At 34.9% G+C, this 18,823-nt stretch carries 13 protein-coding genes and 4 pseudogenes; 10 read left to right on the plus strand and 7 right to left on the minus strand.

Going from position 1 to position 18,823, the window contains the following annotated elements; all coding sequences use genetic code 11:
* Positions 1–28: 28 nt before the first annotated feature.
* The 3 genes and pseudogenes from wTpre_RS01495 to gltX form a co-directional block, all read right to left on the minus strand.
* Positions 29–745, minus strand: a pseudogene (locus tag wTpre_RS01495) (helix-turn-helix domain-containing protein); the annotation flags it as partial.
* Positions 746–811: 66 nt separating this feature from the next.
* Positions 812–1,322: pseudogene (locus wTpre_RS07465) on the minus strand (transposase); the annotation flags it as partial.
* A 222-nt stretch (positions 1,323–1,544) separates the two neighbouring features.
* Entirely contained in the window at positions 1,545–2,894 is a 1,350-nt protein-coding gene (gltX, locus tag wTpre_RS01505) for a glutamate--tRNA ligase (RefSeq protein WP_068651437.1), read from the minus strand.
* A gap of 220 nt (positions 2,895–3,114) precedes the next feature.
* Between gltX and typA the strand changes: the two genes are divergently transcribed.
* The 4 genes from typA (at position 3,115) to ispG (ending at position 8,720) form a co-directional block, all read left to right on the plus strand.
* Positions 3,115–4,944 (plus strand): translational GTPase TypA, encoded by a 1,830-nt coding sequence (typA, locus tag wTpre_RS01510; protein WP_068651439.1) that lies wholly within the window; start codon positions 3,115–3,117, stop codon positions 4,942–4,944.
* Between the two features lie 338 nt (positions 4,945–5,282).
* Positions 5,283–6,518 (plus strand): CCA tRNA nucleotidyltransferase, encoded by a 1,236-nt coding sequence (locus wTpre_RS01515; RefSeq protein WP_068651441.1) that lies wholly within the window; start codon positions 5,283–5,285, stop codon positions 6,516–6,518.
* A 278-nt stretch (positions 6,519–6,796) separates the two neighbouring features.
* Positions 6,797–7,423: a TRP75-related protein gene (locus wTpre_RS01520; RefSeq protein WP_068651443.1), complete on the plus strand. Its 627-nt coding sequence runs from the start codon at positions 6,797–6,799 to the stop codon at positions 7,421–7,423.
* A gap of 16 nt (positions 7,424–7,439) precedes the next feature.
* On the plus strand, positions 7,440–8,720 hold the full coding sequence (gene ispG, locus wTpre_RS01525; RefSeq protein ID WP_068651445.1) for a flavodoxin-dependent (E)-4-hydroxy-3-methylbut-2-enyl-diphosphate synthase: 1,281 nt from the start codon (positions 7,440–7,442) through the stop codon (positions 8,718–8,720).
* A 373-nt stretch (positions 8,721–9,093) separates the two neighbouring features.
* Here ispG and wTpre_RS01530 read toward each other — a convergent pair.
* A pseudogene (locus wTpre_RS01530) lies at positions 9,094–10,138 on the minus strand (IS481 family transposase).
* 208 nt (positions 10,139–10,346) lie between these two features.
* Between wTpre_RS01530 and wTpre_RS06350 the strand changes: the two are divergent.
* From wTpre_RS06350 to wTpre_RS01540, 3 genes are all read left to right on the plus strand, one after another.
* On the plus strand, positions 10,347–10,580 hold the full coding sequence (locus tag wTpre_RS06350) for a TomO hydrophobic C-terminal domain-containing protein (RefSeq protein WP_458695166.1): 234 nt from the start codon (positions 10,347–10,349) through the stop codon (positions 10,578–10,580).
* A 144-nt stretch (positions 10,581–10,724) separates the two neighbouring features.
* Positions 10,725–12,044 carry a dihydroorotase gene (locus wTpre_RS01535; RefSeq protein WP_068651447.1) on the plus strand — a complete coding sequence of 440 codons (1,320 nt, stop codon included), beginning with the start codon at positions 10,725–10,727 and terminating at the stop codon, positions 12,042–12,044.
* Between the two features lie 84 nt (positions 12,045–12,128).
* Positions 12,129–13,313: a ribonuclease D gene (locus tag wTpre_RS01540; protein WP_068651449.1), complete on the plus strand. Its 1,185-nt coding sequence runs from the start codon at positions 12,129–12,131 to the stop codon at positions 13,311–13,313.
* Here wTpre_RS01540 and coaE read toward each other — a convergent pair.
* Positions 13,303–13,881 (minus strand): dephospho-CoA kinase, encoded by a 579-nt coding sequence (gene coaE, locus wTpre_RS01545; protein WP_068651451.1) that lies wholly within the window; start codon positions 13,879–13,881, stop codon positions 13,303–13,305. The two genes, wTpre_RS01540 and coaE, sit on opposite strands and share 11 nt — an antisense overlap.
* Before the next feature lie 134 nt (positions 13,882–14,015).
* On the opposite strand from coaE, the gene wTpre_RS01550 reads away from it, so the two are divergent.
* The 3 genes from wTpre_RS01550 (at position 14,016) to metG (ending at position 17,942) form a co-directional block, all read left to right on the plus strand.
* A complete protein-coding gene (locus wTpre_RS01550) occupies positions 14,016–15,419 on the plus strand; it encodes an NAD(P)H-dependent flavin oxidoreductase (RefSeq protein ID WP_068651453.1) in 1,404 nt (467 codons plus the stop codon).
* Between the two features lie 3 nt (positions 15,420–15,422).
* Positions 15,423–16,274 carry a hypothetical protein gene (locus tag wTpre_RS01555; RefSeq protein ID WP_068651455.1) on the plus strand — a complete coding sequence of 284 codons (852 nt, stop codon included), beginning with the start codon at positions 15,423–15,425 and terminating at the stop codon, positions 16,272–16,274.
* 138 nt (positions 16,275–16,412) lie between these two features.
* A complete protein-coding gene (metG, locus tag wTpre_RS01560) occupies positions 16,413–17,942 on the plus strand; it encodes a methionine--tRNA ligase (protein ID WP_068651457.1) in 1,530 nt (509 codons plus the stop codon).
* Between the two features lie 285 nt (positions 17,943–18,227).
* On the opposite strand, the gene wTpre_RS01565 is transcribed toward metG, so the two are convergent.
* Complete coding sequence (locus wTpre_RS01565) at positions 18,228–18,566, minus strand: outer membrane protein assembly factor BamE (protein ID WP_068651459.1); 339 nt, start codon at positions 18,564–18,566, stop codon at positions 18,228–18,230.
* Between the two features lie 77 nt (positions 18,567–18,643).
* A pseudogene (locus wTpre_RS05645) lies at positions 18,644–18,790 on the minus strand (ribonuclease D); the annotation flags it as partial.
* Positions 18,791–18,823: the final 33 nt, after the last annotated feature.

Consider the following 18,823-nt stretch of genomic DNA (forward strand, 5'->3'; position numbering starts at 1 on the left):
CATGATTCCCTAGTTTACCACAATACTATGTACCAAGATCAGTTAAAATGCGTAGCAATGGAACTTTCTGTTTATCAAAAAATGGTATAACTCTATCATTGAGAAGATCTGCAGCTGTGATAGCAGTTTTCTCCGTATAAAGCTTAGCGAAGGCCACTATAGAGTAGGTGTCAATAAAAGTTTGTTGATAAATTCTTCCAATACCTTTGATATTGCCTACATAATAGGCATCTTGATTACCTAAGTATCCAGGGTGTTGTTTCTAACATTGGCTTCTTTTTGTTCCTTAGTTTTTTTTCTAAAGCAGCAACTTGCTCCTCTGTTAAAATTATACCGTCTTGGACCACCTTTGCTTCCAGGGCTTTCAATCTCTTTTTAAAATTTTCGAGATCGTTTCTTTGCCATATTGACCTTATACCACTAGCAGATATTAGAATTCCTTTTTTCTTTAATTCATTAGCTGCTCTTTCTTGTCCATATGCTGGAAACTCTACTGCTATTTTAACTACTGCTTCTTCTGTATCCTTTGGTACTCTATTGGTAAGTAATGGTTTGCTTTTGTTTATCTCATATAATGCTTTTCCCCTCCTGTTTCATATAGCTCTTTGAAGCGGTAAAATGTATCCCTTGCATACCCCATTACTTTACACGCTTGGGATACATCTCCTAATTGCTTTGCAAGTTCTAGTAACCCCAACTTTGGTTCTAGTGTTTTTCTTGTGTTGTACTCATTTCTGACACTCATTTATAATTTATTTATATTTTTATCTTGCTTCATTAAGCTGTTAGATCAGGTCTAAACTGTTATAGGTATATTATATTTAACATTAATCCTTGCAATAAGATCACATGCTCCATGGTGGTCAAAATAAACTCCGCTACTGTATTTTGCTGCTATAACTTTTTTGCTACCTATCTCTAGCATTACATGCAGTTTTCTTGTTTGCTCATAGCGGCGATACTTTCTATCTGTACCATTTGCCTTGCTATGACCAAGAATATTATTGTAGATCAGTACTATCTATGGCAATCTCAATATCTTCTGTATTATTTTTATCATATCTTTGATCATTAATTTTGATGTTAAGTTTTTCAAGCCTTCTTGAGGCCTGGGAATAGCTAATAACTTGCAAGTTTTTCCTTACTTATTCAAGGTACCCTGCTATAAATCCCGCTGTTTGTCTCAGACCCATTCTAAATAAATAAGTTATTATGTGAACCAGAACCACGACCTTATCGCTATAAATATAGTTGCCACCAGCAATTTTTGAACCTTTTTCGTACCAATTTTCTATGGCATCATTGACGTAATAAAAAAATATTCCCCTCTCTTGGAGAAACTTGTTATATTCATGTCAGTTACTGACTCTCATTTTTTGTGGGATATTTTTCTTTAGTAGGTTAAATCCTTGTCTTGTATTGAATTTTGTCAGTAACTGCAAGTTCTTTTTATTTGACCTATGCAATAAAGCCATTCCAGTTTCACCCACTGGAATAACAAGAAATATAATATTTTCACATTTCCTGAATAATGCTTATTGGTGTCATTCAAATGCATTCGGTGCATTTAAACCTTTTATATGATTTTCTTCTAACCTTGCAACAATGCTCTCTCTACCGATAAAAATTAATAATTTAGCGAGTTCTGGACCTGTTTCTGTTCCTGTTAAAGCGAGGCGCAACTGCATAAATAGATCTTTTGCCTTTATATCAACCGTCTGTCGAATATTTTTAACCCATTCTGATAACGTATTTTTATTACACTCACCTTGAGGTAATGTGCTTAGCGCTATTTTTATAAATTCTTTATTAATAACCACAGGCTCTATATTGTATTTACATACTTGCCAACATTTGGCCACCTCAGAAAACCTGTTTATGTTATTTCTTATAAAATACCAAAACTCTGAGCCAATTTGACTTAAACGATCTTGCACCATTTCAAATGGCATTTGTTGCAGCACTTTGCTATTTAACTTATACATTTCACTCAAGCTGAATTGTGCAGATGCTGAGCTAAATTTTTTAATATTAAATGAGTTAATTAAAGACTGCATATCAACATGAGCTTCTATCGGATCAGATGTACCAAGTTTTGCTAAATAGCTAGTTAGCGCCATTGGCTCAATCTCATCTTCTCTTATAGAATTAATATCCAACCCACCTTTCCGTTTCGATATCTTGCTATCATCAAAATGTAGTAGGGGAAGGTGAGCAAATATAGGAATTTTCGCTTTTAATGCTTTAATAATTTGGATCTGAACTGCGGTATTAGTTACATGATCTTCCCCGCGTACAACATGGGTTACATTAAAGTCAACATCATCAACAACAGAAGGTAACATATATGTATAAATTCCATCTTCTCTTTTTACCACAGGATCGCTAATGTGAATTGTTGCAATATTTATTTCACCTTTAACTTCATCATTCCATTTTACAATTTCGTTTCTATTCAATTTAAATCTGAAATATGGTTTTTGTCCTTCTTGCTCATAACGAATTTTCTCTTGCTCAGTTAGAAGCAACGCACTTCTATCGTAAACAGGGGGAAGACCTTGTTTTAATTGCAATTTTCGTTTAGTGTCTAATTCTTCTCTTGTTTCATAACATGCATAAATATGACCTTCTTTCATTAATTGTAAAAACACCTCGTTATAGCGCTCAAAACGCTCTGATTGCTTAAAACTTGAATTCCAATTTATGCCAATCCATTTTAGGTCTTCTATGATATTATCTACATATTTGACATCTGAACGCTCAAGATCAGTATCATCAAAACGTAGTAAAAATTTTCCATTCTGATTACGTGTGTACATCCAACAAATGAGTGCAGTGCGTATGTTTCCTACATGCAGGTAGCCAGTTGGGCTTGGAGCGAATCTTGTTAGCATTTAAATGATTACTTTAGTTTATTTAATTTTATATAAATGTACTGCTAAAGCAAGATTCTTCTTTGTCTTAGTGTTAGTTGCTACAAAGTACAGCGAACATGAACCTTTTTGTTAGAGTTCCATAATCTGCCTGAAATACTCTGAAAGTACGGCTTTAGTTATTTACTCTAAATATATTATACGTATACTTGTTATTAAACTAAATTTAAAATGATAAGAAATGAGTGAATTTAAATCAATCCGCAATATTGCAATAATTGCACACGTTGACCACGGAAAGACTACTTTACTTGATAACATGTTAAAACAAAGTGGCACGTTTCGTGAAAATCAAGAAGTTCAAGAACGAGTGATGGATAGTGGTGATCAAGAACGTGAACGTGGGATTACAATACTTGCAAAATGTACGTCAATAATGTGGGGTGATGAGAAAATCAATATCATTGATACACCAGGACATGCGGATTTTGGTGGAGAAGTGGAAAGGGTGCTCTGCATGGCAGATGGTGTATTACTACTGGTTGATGCTGCAGAAGGTCCAATGCCACAGACTAAGTTTGTGTTGTCAAAAGCACTAAAGGCAAATTTAAAATCGATTGTGATAATCAATAAGGTTGATCGACCAGACAGCAGAATTGATGAAGTACTAAATGAAATATATGAGTTATTCTTTAACCTTGATGCAACCAACGAGCAACTAGATTTTCCAGTGCTCTATGCTTCAGGTAGAAATGGTTGGTGTGCTAAGGAGCTATCTGATGAGAGAAAAGATTTAAGCCCATTATTTTCAACGGTGATAGATTACATAAAACCTTCCGTTTATGATCAAAATGCACCTTTTGCTATGCTAGTTACTTTACTTGAATCTGATAAATTTCTTGTCAGAATATTGACAGGAAAGATCTACCAAGGAATTGCGCAAGTCAACTCAGATCTTAAGGTAATTGATCTTGATGGTCAAGTGGTTGAGCGAGGGAGATTAACTAAGTTACTCTCATTTTCTGGCTTAAAACGCGTTCCAGTAGAGCAAGCTGTAGCTGGTGATATCATTGCCATTGCAGGACTTGAGAAAGCTTCAGTTTCAGACACTATAGCAGCACCAGAAGTTACAACTGCGATCAGCTCAACTCCAGTTGACCCGCCAACAATGGCGATTACTATAAGCGTTAATGACTCACCTTTTGCTGGTCAAGAGGGAACGAAACTTACCTCAACTGTTATAAAAGATCGTTTATATGCAGAAGTAGAAACAAACGTTGCAATTACTGTAACTTTGGCTCCAAGTGGTGAAGCATTTGAAGTAGGTGGACGTGGTGAGTTGCAGCTTGGGGTGCTGATTGAAAATATGAGAAGGGAAGGTTTTGAGCTTTCAGTTTCACGGCCTCGAGTGCTGTTTAAAGAAGAAGGTGGTAAAAAACTTGAACCTATAGAGGAAGTAGTAATTGATGTAGATGATGAGTATAGCGGAATCATCATGGAAAAACTTAGCTTTCGGAAAGGTGAAGTAACTGACATGAGACCTTCTGGTAGTGGCAGAACTAGGTTGACATTTTTAGTGCCATCAAGGGGATTGATTGGCTATCAAGGAGAATTTTTAACTGATTCTCGCGGCACTGGTATAATCAACCGTTTATTTCACAGTTATGCTTCACATAAAGGTTCAATCTCCGGAAGGCGTAATGGGGTTTTAATTTCAACAGACAAAGGCGAAGCAGTAGCATATGCAATTTTCAATCTGCAAGATAGGGGAATTATGTTTATTAAGCCACAGGATAAAGTATATTGTGGCATGATCGTCGGTCAGCATAGTCGTGACAATGATTTAGAAATAAATGTACTTAAAGGTAAGCAATTAACAAACGTAAGAGCTTCAGGTAGCGATGAAGCCATAAAGCTTACTCCACCAAAAATAATGACACTGGAGGATATGATAGCGTATATAGACGATGATGAACTGGTAGAAGTCACTCCAAAATCTATACGTTTGCGTAAGAAGTTCCTAGACCCAAATGAACGTAAACGTGCAGGAAGGGCGAAGAATAAAGAGTAATCAACGTTCCTGATAAAAATCTGGATGTGCTACTCGGATAACACCATCATAAAGGGAATCAGTGTCGGTTACTTGAGTAGGTAATGGGATGACAAGAGAAGGCTACAAAGGTGTCATGCAAGTAGCTCATCCAGATTTTTTAATCATCGAAAACATTGCATTTTAACATTACTTTTATACTTGTAAGTTTCTAGGCACTGTATTTGTTGTAGACTTACTATTTACTCTATCACTTTACCCTCTTATTTTACCACTCTCTTGCCTATATATTTTTATATGAGGCTTTTTGCAAAAGTTTCGCATTTTTTGTAACATTATTTTCAGTATGTGTAACTTAAATGCAAATTGATCACGAAACTAGTGTAATTATTGAGACAATAGAGAAATTTGGTGGTGAGGCAAGGCTTGTTGGTGGCTGTGTTAGAGATTCAATTTTGCAGCGTGAAATTCACGACATTGATCTTGCTACTAATCTACTGCCTAATCAAATTATTAAAGCGCTCAAGCTTTGCAATATAAAGAGTATTCCAACTGGTCTAAAACATGGAACTATCACTGCAATTTTACACAAGAGGTCCTTTGAGATTACAACGCTAAGGCATGATGTAAAGTGTGACGGTAGACATGCGAAGGTAGAATTTACTAATGATTGGCAAGCTGATGCTTCAAGGCGCGATTTTACATTTAATGCTCTTTATGCAGACAAGCATGGCCATATATACGACTACTTTGGTGGCATTCAGGACTTAAAAGCACGAAAGTTAAACTTTATAGGTAACGCTGAAGATAGGATTAAGGAAGACTATCTACGTATTTTAAGAGCGTTTCGTTTTCATGCCAAAATATGCATAGAAGATTTAAGTGATGGAATATTGGATGTGTGCAAAAAGCATTCGCATATGATTCAAAACCTCTCTGGAGAGAGAATAAGAGAAGAAATATTTAAGTTGTTGGAATGCAATGATCCTGCTCCAACACTTAAGAGCATGCAAAAATCTGATGTTTTACAAAAAATTATTCCAAAAGAAGTAAAATGCGAAATTTTATCTTCACCACTTCTTATCAACACTAAACCTCCTGCAAAACCTTCAGGTTATGTCCATACGCCTTTCCTAGATCCCATCTTGAATCCAATCGATGCACTAACAAAATTAGCTTTGCTTCTTAGAACCACCAAAGATAGGCTTAATCTTGGAGAAGATGTAAGCAAACTTCTACGTCTTTCAAATAGGCAAAAGAAAAAAATATTATTTTTATTATCAAATAATATCAAAACAGAGCTTTCAGAAAAAGAGCAAAAGAAATACATATCTTTATTTGGTAAGGAATTATATTGTGACTTAATGAAGATTTGTGGTATTGAGTCTGGAACTAATGTTGATGAGTATATTTCATTTGCTCATATATTCAATATTCCAAAATTTCCCTTATCTGGGGATGATCTAATAATTATAGGTCACCATCCAGGAAGAAATTTAGGTAGAAACTTGGAATTGCTACGACAACACTGGGAAGACAGCTCCTACACTTTAACAAAGGAGGAGCTGATACTTTACGCTAAAAGTTTTATCTAGACCAGACCTTTTTTGATAGTATGCATATTGCTTACCAAAAAAAATATTGATAACATTAAAACAGATTCTGATGTCGGTTTTGACTTTTTCGATTCTTCTGTCAGATCAAGTCTAAACTATTATAGGTAAAATTTGTAACACCTTAAATTTCCTTTAGATTATGTAGGTTTTGGTAGTAAATTTTTTAGAAAGATGTTTTTATTACAAAATTGGTAGAGATTCTGATTTACTTGAAGTTTGTTAATTGGTATCTTTTAAAGCACAATATTCACTATAGTATGCTTAAGATCTTTTCTAAAGTTTTATTTGTATTAATAATTTTGATTTCTAGTTTCTTTACTGTACATAATGTTGAAGCGAATTCTAAGGTAAAGTTCAGTAAGAGGTACATACCTCCTGGTAATCCTGGTGGTGCAAACTTTCATGCAGATGAGGATTTTGCTGAATCATATAAACTGTATGAGAAGCGTAGGGAGCTCCTCAAGAAAAAAAAGTTACAAGATCTAGCTATAAACAAAGAAGATCTAATCAAAAAATTAAAAGAAAAAAAAATTGCTAGCCTTGATAACGAGCCAAACAACTTGGGAACTTGCATAGTTGAAGATGGGGAGGATGCTATGATCAATCAGCATGGTATTAATCTTGCACGTTTAAAGGGTGCTGTATTTATAGATCAAGAGCCATTTTCTCAGTATGAAAGTAATCAGCATAAAAGTGAACAACAAAAAGGGAAAAAAGTTACTTCAACACGAGAAAAAAAAGTTTCCCCTATAAATGTTACTATAAAAGAAAGTCTATCAAGAAGAACGTGCTCTCATGATTCTATTACTGATCTAAATAGAACACCACAGCATAGTTTAAATGGTTCAAGTTCATTTAGCAGTGTAGTTGACACAGTAAAATAGTGTTACGATTAATAATATGCTAGATAGAGACCTGAAATTGAGTGATGATGCATATGAGTCGTTTCCGGTTTCCAGGCATAAAACTCATACTGTAAAAGTTGGACAAGTGAAGATAGGTGGAAATAATCCTATAGTTGTTCAATCCATGGTACTTGGTGCACATATAGATTCTGACAACATAAAAAGCAGTGTTCAGAAATATGCAAAAGAAGTAATAGAACTAGCGCATGCAGGATCAGAGTTGGTGCGAATTGCTTTAAACTCAGAGGAAGTAGCAAAAGCAATACCTTATATAGTAGAGGAAATAAATAAAGAAGGCTTTGATGGTAAGATATTAGTAGGCTGTGGACAATATGAGCTCTACAGGCTGGTTCAGGATTATCCAGACAACATTAAAATTCTGGGTAAAATTAGGATAAATCCAGGTAATATAGGCTTTGGTGATAAACGTGATGAAAAATTTGAAAAAATTATAGAATATGCAATAACGCATGGTCTTCCTGTAAGGATTGGAGTAAATTGGGGTAGTCTTGATAAGTACCTTTCACAAAAATTAATGGATGAAAACTCCTTGTCTAATAATCCCAAAACTTCTGATGTTATATTACGTAAGACGCTTGTAATGTCTGCTCTTGGTAGTGCAAAAAAAGCTGAAAAGATTGGCCTTAGTGCAGAGAAAATAATCATTTCTTGTAAAGTCAGTAGAGTACAGGATTTAATTTTAGTTTATAAGGCACTTGCAAAATCTTCCAATTATGCGCTGCATTTGGGTTTAACTGAAGCTGGTATGGGTAACAAAGGCGTAGTAAATACCACAGCAGGGCTTACTTATTTATTACAAAGTGGTATTGGAGACACTATCCGGGCTTCTTTAACTCAGCGCCCTGGTGAATCACGCACTAATGAGGTGGTAGTATGTCAGGAAATATTGCAGTCTATAGGTTTGCGCTACTTTAACCCTCAGGTGAGTTCATGTCCTGGTTGTGGACGCACAAGTAGCGATCGTTTTCGTATATTAACTAAGGAAGTAAATGGCTACATAAAAACTCATATGCCGGTATGGAAGAAAAATAATCCTGGTGTAGAGTATATGAAAGTTGCTGTTATGGGATGCATAGTAAATGGTCCTGGAGAGAGCAAACATGCAAATCTGGGGATCAGCCTGCCTGGTTATGGAGAAAAACCTGTTTCAGCAGTCTACAAAGACGGCAAATATTTCAAAACTTTACAAGGTGATAATCTTTTTGAAGAATTTAAGGAAATTATTAGTGATTATGTGGAGAAGCATTACACATAAGCCTTTCACAAGTTTGTACTTAGACTACATTCTGTTTAGTGAACATCAAATGAGACAATAAAGAACGTAAATTTAAAAATAGATAATAGGGGTTTTTATGCCTTTTTTTATATGGTAAATTTCTTAATATTTAGATTGGCCAGGAGTAGTATAGAGATGTTATTCCATTATCAAGTACTAAAGTTTCCTGATCTACAATATTTGTACAGTTATGAAATGGATATAATTTAACATAAAAGCTTTACTTTTTGAAGTTTTGGGTTATGTTTAATTTAACATATTTCAGTGGGGAATTTATTGTAAGTAGAAAGGAAGCTTTCAGGCATGAATTATCTGACAGAAGAATCGAAGAAGTCAAAACCGACATCAGAATCTATTTTAATGTTATCAATATTTTTTTTTGGTAAGCAATATGAATACTATCAAAAAAGGTCTGCATAGGAATAGCAATACTTACTGGAATGAGGTCTATCTCTGTTATAAGAATGCAACCAATGATCGACATCTAATTGAAGCTCCTCCAAAGTACTATAAATCTTTTTCCTAAAGATAATATTGTAACATTCATCTTGCATAGTTCTATGAAACCTTTCACATATACCATTAGTCTGTGGAGAATAAGCTTTGGTTCTAGAATGATCAATATTTTCTACTCTCAAACATAACAGGTACGCATGATTCCCTAGTTTACCACAATACTATGTACCAAGATCAGTTAAAATGCGTAGCAATGGAACTTTCTGTTTATCAAAAAATGGTATAACTCTATCATTGAGAAGATCTGCAGCTGTGATAGCAGTTTTCTCCGTATAAAGCTTAGCGAAGGCCACTATAGAGTAGGTGTCAATAAAAGTTTGTTGATAAATTCTTCCAATACCTTTGATATTGCCTACATAATAGGCATCTTGATTACCTAAGTATCCAGGGTGTTGTTTCTAACATTGGCTTCTTTTTGTTCCTTAGTTTTTTTTCTAAAGCAGCAACTTGCTCCTCTGTTAAAATTATACCGTCTTGGACCACCTTTGCTTCCAGGGCTTTCAATCTCTTTTTAAAATTTTCGAGATCGTTTCTTTGCCATATTGACCTTATACCACTAGCAGATATTAGAATTCCTTTTTTCTTTAATTCATTAGCTGCTCTTTCTTGTCCATATGCTGGAAACTCTACTGCTATTTTAACTACTGCTTCTTCTGTATCCTTTGGTACTCTATTGGTAAGTAATGGTTTGCTTTTGTTTATCTCATATAATGCTTTTCCCCTCCTGTTTCATATAGCTCTTTGAAGCGGTAAAATGTATCCCTTGCATACCCCATTACTTTACACGCTTGGGATACATCTCCTAATTGCTTTGCAAGTTCTAGTAACCCCAACTTTGGTTCTAGTGTTTTTCTTGTGTTGTACTCATTTCTGACACTCATTTATAATTTATTTATATTTTTATCTTGCTTCATTAAGCTGTTAGATCAGGTCTAAACTGTTATAGGAACTCAACTTAAAAATGAAAATAACGACCTGAAGACAAGACTACAGGAATCCGAAAATAAAAGTAAAGTACTAGAGAAAAATCTAAAGAAACAATCTGAAAGCAAAGATGAAGAGCTAAATGAAAAATTCTTAAAAGCAAGAATTTATAGTAAAAAGCAAGGTAATTACGACTCTGTTTCTTTTGTACTGTCTGGAGCATTTGCTGTTGGTGCAAGTCTAATAATGCTTCATTTAGCAAAATGTGTTTCACTTATTATAGCTGCATCAACTTTTCTTGCAGTAGTAGGATGTTACTGTTCTTATAAGACAAATACTGCACTTAGTGATGTTAAAGTTGGTCAAATCGGGAATGATGCTAGTCATTCTGTAGTTTAATTGTAGAGTAGCTACTTGAGTATTAAATTAGTAATTTAAATATTCTTTATTGCTAGTTTTATTGCTAGTGATGATACCATCACTTTAATTTGGTTGTATTTTACTAAAAAAACTTTAGATTTATTTTATAATTGATACTCAAATATGATTTGGAATTTGTTGCAGAAAGGCCAAAGGGAAGGCTATAAAATAGCATATATCAATGCTCGTATTATTGACCCGGAAACTAAACTTGATATAAAAGGTTCATTATTGACTGAAGGGGATAAAATTGTTGATTTTAGCGAATCATTACTTTCAACAAGTGGAGTTGATGAAACAATAGACTGTAAAGGGCTTGCTCTAATGCCAGGCCTGATTGACATTCACGTGCATTTTCGTGAACCAGGTCAAGAGCATAAAGAAACTATATATACGGGTAGCAAATCTGCAGCTACAGGAGGCGTTACAACTGTAGTTTGTCAGCCAAACACTGTTCCAGCAATTGATAGTGTTGTCTTGGCTAAATATTTGAAATATAGAGCACTTGAAACTTCACATGTGAATGTTGAATTTTACGCCAAAACTACCACTTCGGAAGAAAAATTAACTGAAATGGCGCTTTTAAAGGAAGCAGGTGCGGTTGGGTTCACCGATGATGGTATGCCAGTTATGAATCCAATGATTATGAGACAGGCACTGCTTTATTCAAGTATGCTTGGTGTTCCTATTGCTCAACATGCAGAGGATTTAAATCTATCTGCTGATGGCGCAATTAATGAGGGTAAGATTTCTGAAGAATTGGGAGTAAAGGGAATCTTGAGTGCATCAGAATCGGTTATGGTAAGTCGTGATATACTACTAATGAAGGACATAGAAAATGTACACTATCATATTTTACATGTCTCTTCAAAAGATTCACTTGATGCTATTAAACGAGCGAAAGATTTGGGGTTAAATGTTACATGTGAAGTAACTCCTCATCACTTTACTTTAACTGAAGATATAGTAAAGCAACATGGAGCAATCGCAAAAATGAATCCGCCACTGCGTACAGGGGAAGATCGTTTAGCTATGATTGAAGGTTTAAAGACAGGTGTGATTGATTGTATTGCAACCGATCATGCTCCGCATGATCTTAGTTCTAAAGATTTGCCACTTGAAAATGCTGCATTTGGTATTGTTGGCCTTGAAACAATGCTGCCCATTTCACTTGAACTATATCATAGTGGACAAATGGGGCTACTTGATGTGCTTGCAAAATTGACATATAAGCCTGCAGATATCATACATGTGCCACGTGGCCGCATACAGAAAAACCTTGCAGCAGACTTAATTTTAGTTGATTTGGATCATGAATGGAAAATTAAAGTTGACAACTTTGCTAGTAAATCAAAGAATTCCCCTTTTGATGGACGAGAAGTCAGAGGACAAGTAATACGTACTGTTGTGTCTGGCAAAACTGTATACTTACGGAAGAGTTAGTGATCATATAGTTGTGCTTTGAATTTCAACCAATTGTAGAGATTGAATATAAGTGGTAAAATATAGCCACTGAATAAAAAATATATGCTAATTAGTACGATATCGGATCTGGAGAATGCATGTGAAGAATTGATGGCAAAAGATCCAAAATTTATAGCAGTGGACACAGAGTTCATTAGAAATAATTTAACCTACTATCCTAGATTATCACTAATTCAAATTTCTTACGGAGAGAAGAGTTTTATTGTAGATGTTTTAGTACCGGGAATTGACTTATCGCTTATTAAGAAAATAATGCTGAATCGAGAAATAACCAAAGTTTTTCATAGTTGTCGGCAAGACATAGAATCCTTACTTACCATGCTTAAATGTGTTCCTACTCCCATTTTTGATACCCAAGTTGCTGCTATGTTTTGTCATTATTACCATGACTTTATTGGTTATTCAAAAGTAGTAGAGCAATATCAGGGGGTAGCGCTGGATAAAATTAAAGCTAAAAATTCAGACTGGTTAAAACGGCCATTATCTGAGGATCAATTAGATTATGCAGTAAATGACGTGATACACCTATATGACCTATACCAAATATTGTGCAATAAACTTGAAGAAAATAATAGGATGGGCTGGTTTCAAGAAGAGATGGAATCAATAGTTGATGTCAATAAGTATTTGCATAATCCAAAGGATACATGGAAGAGGATTAAATTTAATTATGAAGCAAATCCAAGGTTGATGTTAACTGTTAAAGCAGTTAGTGAGTGGCAAGAGACCTTAGCACAGCGTTACAATATAAATCGTAATAAGGTAGTAAATAATGCTGTAATAAATGGTTTAATTGAAAAAAGTGTGGAACATATTGATGACATTTTAGATGATCTTAAGAGAAATACAAAAAATATAAAAGAGGAAGACTTATTAGAATTTATAGATATTTTCAATGAGAATGAGAAGGAATTTGTGCAGCAAAATTATACTCTGTCAGATAATTATGATAAATCTGTGTTTGATATACTCTCGATTATTTTGGAGAGCAAATGTAAGGAAAATAACATATCAAGAAAGTTGGTTTTATCAAAAGCTGAGTTAGCTGGCTCAATATCTGGGCAGATAGATAAACTATTCAAGGGATGGAGATATGATTTTTTCGGCAGATCAGTAGAATCGTTTTTGAATGTAGGCTCAAGGTTTGAAATTTTAATGGTAAAATCTGCTGATAGTATAGCTAAAATTCGGAGTAATCTTGTGGAGAATAACCGTATCACGTCTTGAGGTCTAACGAGTTTATTATATCTTTCACTTGAGAAAGAACATTTGCACTGGTATCGATGATAAAGTCACTCATTTGCTTTTTTTCTTCAATAGGTAGCTGAATACTAGACATTAGATCCAGCTTTTTTTTATCCATATTACGCTCACTGATCCTTTGAGCTTGTACAGCTCTATCTGCATGGATAAAGACAATAAAATTGCAATATAAACGGAATCTAGTTTCTAGCAGGAGTGGAATGTCTAGAACTAGAAACTTTCCGTCGTTTTCTTTCTCCTGATCAATAAAAATTTCTAATTCATTTCGCACAGCGGAATGCACTAAAGACTGAAATCGCTTCCAATTTTCATCATAAGCTAAAAAATATTTAGATAATACTGTTCTATCTATTTTTCCATTTACTATCACCCCAGGAAGTTTTTCTTCTGCGTAACTTATTATGTTTTTGTTTGCTTTATAAAGCTGGTGCACGACAGAGTCGGCATTAAACAAAGCGGCACCAAATTCTTTAAAGCAATTGGCTATAAAGCTCTTTCCAACTGCAATCCCACCTGTTAAACCTATGATCATATAGCATTTCTTATAAAACTATATTTATAGCATCTCCTATGCTTATTTAAAACTAAATGCATAGGTATAAAAAAGAAAAGCTATTATTTTTTTTAGTAATTAAGTAAAATAGAATGAAAGATTAAGAGGAAATTTTGAAGAATAAGATAAAAAAGATAGTGATTTCAGGAAAAGAAGTGTGGCCGATTATCGAAGGTGGCAAAGGCATCGCAATCAGTGACGGAAGATCAAGTGGAGCATTTGCTGCAGCAGATGCTGTTGGTACATTTTCTGGTGCAAATGCTAAACTTATCGATAATAACGGTAAGTTAGTGCCACTAATTTATAAAGGTAAGACAAGAAATGAAAAACACAAGGAGTTGATTGAGTATAGTATCGAGGCTGGAGTTAGTCAAGCAAAAGTAGCGAATGAAATATCAAAAGGCCGTGGAAGAATACATATGAATGTGCTTTGGGAAATGGGAGCAGCAGAGCAAGTCCTTCATGGCATATTAGAAAAAGCAAAAGGCTTGGTTCATGGCATCACTTGCGGTGCTGGCATGCCTTACAGGCTTGGAGAAATTACAGCTAAATATCAAGTTTATTACTACCCTATTATCTCATCGGCGCGCGCTTTTAAAGTGTTGTGGAAACGTGCTTACCAAAAAATATCTTCTTTTTTACTTGGTGGAGTAGTATATGAGGATCCATGGCTTGCTGGTGGTCACAATGGACTCAGTAATAGTGAAGATCCAGAATTATCACAGCCTCCATTTGAAAGAGTTGCAGAGCTTAGATCTTTCATGAATGAAGTCGGTCTTTCTGAAACGCCAATTGTTATGGCGGGGGGAGTGTGGAATTTGAAGGATTGGGAACATTGGTTTGACAATTTACAAATTGGACCAATAGCTTTTCAGTTTGGGACTCGTCCACTTTTAACAAAAGAAAGTCCGATTTCTACGGAGTGGAAAAAGAAATTACTCACTTTAGAAGAAGGTGACGTATTTTTAAACAAATTTAGTCCGACAGGATTTTACTCATCTGCAGTAAGAAATAGCTTCATACGTGAGCTACAGGAACGAAATTTACGTCAAATAAAATTTTCAGAAAGTGCTAGTGGAGAGTTTAATAATGAATTTGCAATAGGTAGCAGAGGTAGAAAGATTTACCTCACTGCAAAAGACAAAGAGCTAGCAAATACATGGATTAAAGCAGGGTATATAGAGGTAATGAAAACTCCAGATGCAACTGTTATTTTTGTGACACCAGGCAAATTTGCGGAGATAAGACAAGATCAAATTAATTGCATGGGATGTTTGAGCCATTGTCTGTTTAGCAATTGGAAAGATCATGGTGACCATTCAACAGGGCGAAAGCCAGATCCACGGAGTTTCTGTATACAAAAGACACTACAAAACATTGCACATGATGGCAATGTTGAAAATGAACTCATGTTTTCTGGACACAATGTTTACAGATTTAAGCAAGACCCATTTTATGAGAATGGCTACATACCGACAGTAAAAGAACTGGTGGAAAGGATATTAACTGGGTATTAGGTTATGTTTGAATTGACAAGTAAACTTTACTCTGAGATAATAAATATTTATCAATTTAATCTTAATTTAGGAGTAGCTTTTATGCGTGATAGTGTTTTAAAAAGGTATTTGCTTGCCTATATAAAAGAAAATGGCAGTGAAAATGGTATTCAAGAATTTTTACTTTCTCCTGGTATGAAAAATATTGAGAACTGGAGTTATGAAATTTTTAAAGATGTGTATAAGGAATTTAGGCAACATAACCCAACTAATGGAAGTGATCGATATGATAGTAGACAACAACCTAGAGACCCTCAGGCTACACACGTACATGTACACAATGATGTAGGTTTTTTTTGGGATTATCTCCTAATGCGTAGCGTACTTAGTAAAGATAAGAAAAAATACGCAGAATACAACAGCAAATCATTAGCTTTAGGGATGGTATCTGTACTTACGTGTATTGCTTTACATGCTTTAGTGTCTGTGTGGTACAACATAAGCGAAGAAACGGCTAGACAATCAGAAGAGGTAGATTACCTGGATAATAAACTTAAAATGTTCAGAAATATAGAACTTGCAGTTAGTGCAACTTCTTTAGCAGCTTTGATAGGTTGCGCTATTAACCCAGTCTTACCAGTTATTAGTTTATTCGTTCTTGGCATTAATTCTCTTGTGTGTCTTGCTAGTGGTTTGGATTTTGATATGAAACATAAGAAAGAGTCAGAAAACATTAAGAAGGCTGAAGAAGAGGTAGATAGATATCATAGAAAAGGGGATGGTCATGGAGGTTATTCTCCAACTGCTCCGCCTTCAAGTGCATTTAGCTATCTTGACCCGAAGCAGTCTTTTCAAGATTGTGGATTACAAGTATAGTAGCCAATCCTATATTGCTAATAGAGAATACTGTTGCAACACGCAGCGGTATAATGGCTTCTCAGATTGCTTGTACAATAGGATATATGTTGATTTTTATTACTAGTGCAGATACGATAAAGCTTTAAACAGTATAAAATGGAGCAATCTGAGAGCTTTTACGTCACTACGCCAATATATTACGTAAACGACAAGCCACATATCGGCCACGCATATACTTCCCTTATTTGTGATGTTACAGCTAGATTTATGAAATTAGCTGGAAAGAGCGTCAAATTTACTACTGGTACAGATGAACATGGACAGAAAATTGAAAAAGCGGCTAAGGTAAAGGGAATAGAGCCAAAAGAATTTACAGATGAAATAAGTGTTACGTTCAGAAAATTGGCTGAGCTAATGAACTTTGATTATGATGATTTTATTCGTACCACAGAAGAACGTCATGAAAAAGCAGTTATAGCTCTATGGAATAGGCTTGAAGAGAGAGGGCAAATATATCTGGATTCTTACTCAGGCTGGTATTCAGTTCGTGATGAAGCGTTTTACCAAGAATCGGAGTTGATAGATGGCAGAGCACCAACGGGTGCTGAAGTTCAGTGGATAAAAGAAGAGAGCTACTTTTTTCGTTTGTCAAGTTGGCAAAATAAATTACTAGAGTTATACGAAAATCAGCCAAATTTCATCTTTCCTGAGAGCAGAAAAAACGAGGTGGTATCGTTTGTAAAATCAGGACTTACTGACCTTTCGATTTCTCGTACTAGTTTTAATTGGGGGATAAAAGTACCGGGGAATGACAAGCACGTAATTTATGTTTGGATAGATGCCCTCACGAACTATCTCACATCAATAGGCTTTCCTAATATAGAAGATGAGGAACATAAGAAGTTTTGGACGAACTCCTTCAACGTTCATGTGATCGGTAAAGACATATTGCGTTTTCATGCTATATACTGGCCAGCTATTCTTCTTGCAGCAGATTTATCACTGCCAAAGCAAATTGTAGTTCATGGTTGGTGGCTGAACGAGGGGGAAAAAATATCCAAATCCCTTGGTAACGTTATAGATCCAATTGGTCTGGCAGAAGAGTTTGGTGTTGATCAACTACGCTATTTTCTCCTTCGGGAAGTAAGTTTCGGTCAAGATGGTAATTTCAGTAAGAAGAACATGATCAGCCGTATAAACTCAGAGCTGGTAAACAATATAGGTAATTTAGTGCAAAGAACAATTTCATTTCTGCACAAGCAATGCTTTGGAGTTGTACCAGTGGTTGATCGCAATTTGCTTAAAGATGATGAGAGTTTACCAAATTGCAAAGCCATACTTGATCAAGTAATGGATCATTTATCAAAGTATGAATTTAACCAGATTATACTCCTGATTATCAATATCTCTTCCAAGGCCAATGCTTATATAGATAAAAGTGCACCCTGGACATTAAGAAAAACCGATAGAAAGCTCATGGATTTAGTAATCTACAAATTACTGGAATATATAAGGATAATTGGCATTTTGCTGCAGCCGATTGCTCCAAAGTCAGCAAAAATGATACTCGGTCAGTTGCAAATTCCAAAAGAACAACGTGATTTAAAATCTCTGTGCAACGCATACGTAGGTTTAGACATTACACTGCCTAAACCTACGCCGATTTTTTTGAGGATCGATATTTAAAAAATCCTTAGTAAGCCGTTACAAGACCAGACTGAGTTGGCTGTTCTGTAGTTAGCCTTTTTAATTTAACAGAGTCAAAAAAAAGTGCCTTGGTGTTTTGATGTATCTATACTGTTATCTACTTTGGAAGAAATGATTGAGATGCACCGAAATTATTTTTAGCACTCTTAAAAGAAGACATGCTCTCTCAATCTTTGGATTTCAATCCATAGTGGTTGAATCTAAATAGGTAAATTTACGTTACCTAAATTAGTTACTTGTTATGAAAAATAGATCAGCAAATTTTCAATCAACAACAGCTAAAGAACTTTCTGCAACGTTGATTTCTCTTATATCTGTAACTTCGTCATTCTGATTAAACGAAATTTGCAGAGACCTACTACTGTACTTCCTCTTTCCCAAGAAGTTAGCTTGTTTAATTTTATATGAGACATAGTACCAAACATTTTCGTCGAACTTTGATAATAATGTTGGTGATCCTAAAGTATGAACCACTTTTTCTCTATCATCACCTACTTTTATTTTGCTCCACAGTTCAACATTAACGCCAGTAACTCCGTGATTATGAATAGTGTGAGTGCAGCTCACTGTAAATAATAAAATAGAAGATATTAATACTCGCATTTCGTCAATTAATTATTCGAAATCACAATACACTGATAAACTATCTGTTGTCAAATTTCAAAAAAGTTAATCTGCTGAAAATCATATCTCCATCCCTTGAACAGTTTATCTATCTGCCCAGATATTGAGCCAGCTAACTCAGCTTTTGATGAAATTAACTTTCTTGATATGTTATTTTCCTTACATTTGCTCTCCAAAATAATCGAGAGTATATCAAATATTGACTGATTCTCAACATCATTTAGTATAGTATTTAC

It is taken from the genome of Wolbachia endosymbiont of Trichogramma pretiosum (genome assembly GCF_001439985.1).
In the GTDB taxonomy this organism is placed as follows: Bacteria; Pseudomonadota; Alphaproteobacteria; order Rickettsiales; family Anaplasmataceae; genus Wolbachia.